Annotated in this window: 1 protein-coding gene; it reads right to left on the minus strand. The window is 47.5% G+C overall.

The genetic code is table 11. The features are described from left to right. Positions 1-1,388: hypothetical protein (locus ACFIL8_RS06440; RefSeq protein ID WP_375689167.1), on the minus strand; the 1,388-nt coding region annotated here is incomplete at both ends.

Below are 1,388 nucleotides of genomic sequence, written 5' to 3' on the forward strand. Positions count from 1 at the left end.
TTTGATCGCATTGTTGAAAAAAAAGGCGTTGAAAAGAGCGAGCTTTCATCAAAACGATAAGCCTCTCTCACAGGTGTATAATCATAAATTTCAGGAGTTTGGCGGCTGGCAAAATAAGCCAAAGCGCAAGCAATCGCGCTATCACCATGACGCATAAAACCATCACTGCCTTTAAAACGATGATTGTCTGGAATTTTCACAATGCCATTGACATAAGCAAGCGCTTGATGATCGGCAACAATGTCACTATCGCGCGGCAAAACAATCGTCCCATCCCCAAAAGCTTCTAAATAAGCCGGCATTTCCTTGCCATACCAACTTTGTGACAAGGGCACTTCCTTCACACAAGCCCCATAACGCTGCGCCGCTTTTTCGGCTAAATAAGCCCCATTGCCCCGCGCATCTAACGCGCCGCCCATCAAACGCGGCAAACCATTCACCCCATAAAATAAAATCTCTCTTTGTTGATCAAACGGCGTATTGCGCAATTCCACCATAAACCGTACACGGCGCACCAAATCTTGTCCCACCTCCATCACCACAATCGATGTCGCATCGCCACTCCGCGCAAAATCAACACCAAAAACATGTTGGCGCCGCCGGTCAAGCCCAGCATGAAGAGGTTTTATATGCTTCTCACACCAAGCAAAAGCAGCAACACTTCGTTGATGTTCCGATTGATTTTTAAAATCATCCACACAAGCAAAACGCAACAATGCAATGTCAGGCGCGCAACAATTTTCAATCTGCAAACGTGTTAAAGCCGCCCCTTCTTGATCGGCTGGTATGGCATCTAATTCTTGGCGCATCGCAGCCAAACGCACCCCATAAGAGGCACGAATTTGCTCTTCCCATTGTTGCTCAGATGCTAAACTCCACACCTCCCCCTTCATGGCACAAACCCGTTTAAACAAGCCATTTTTAACAGCAACACCAAAGGGGTAACAATGCACCGAAAAAGGCACTTTGCCTGCTCGTGCTTCACGGATCAATTCATTGAAAGGATTGAGCACACCATTATGGGTGGAGATCACACGGATCTTGCCTCCCCAAATGAGCAAAGCATTGACAGCATCCAAAACAGCGCGCACATCTTGATGAAACGCCGCCTCGTCAATCACCACAATGCCCTGTAGTCCGCGAATATTTTCAGGGCGGCTAGAAAGCGCCTCAATCCGAAACCCCGAAGCAAAACGCACCCGATAAGCAGAGATATATTTCGTTGAACCATCCGCCCTTTGATCAGAGAATAAAAATTCCTCAACATCCCCACTATGGCTCGTAATTGCCGAAGCAAAATGGCTCACATAGCCAATAAATTCCCGCCCCTTGTCTTTGGTGTCACCAATATAAAAAACATTATCGCCCCTCGCTTCACGTGCCGCCGC

This window comes from Bartonella sp. AP57NXGY (genome assembly GCF_042195805.1).
Lineage (GTDB): Bacteria > Pseudomonadota > Alphaproteobacteria > Rhizobiales > Rhizobiaceae > Bartonella.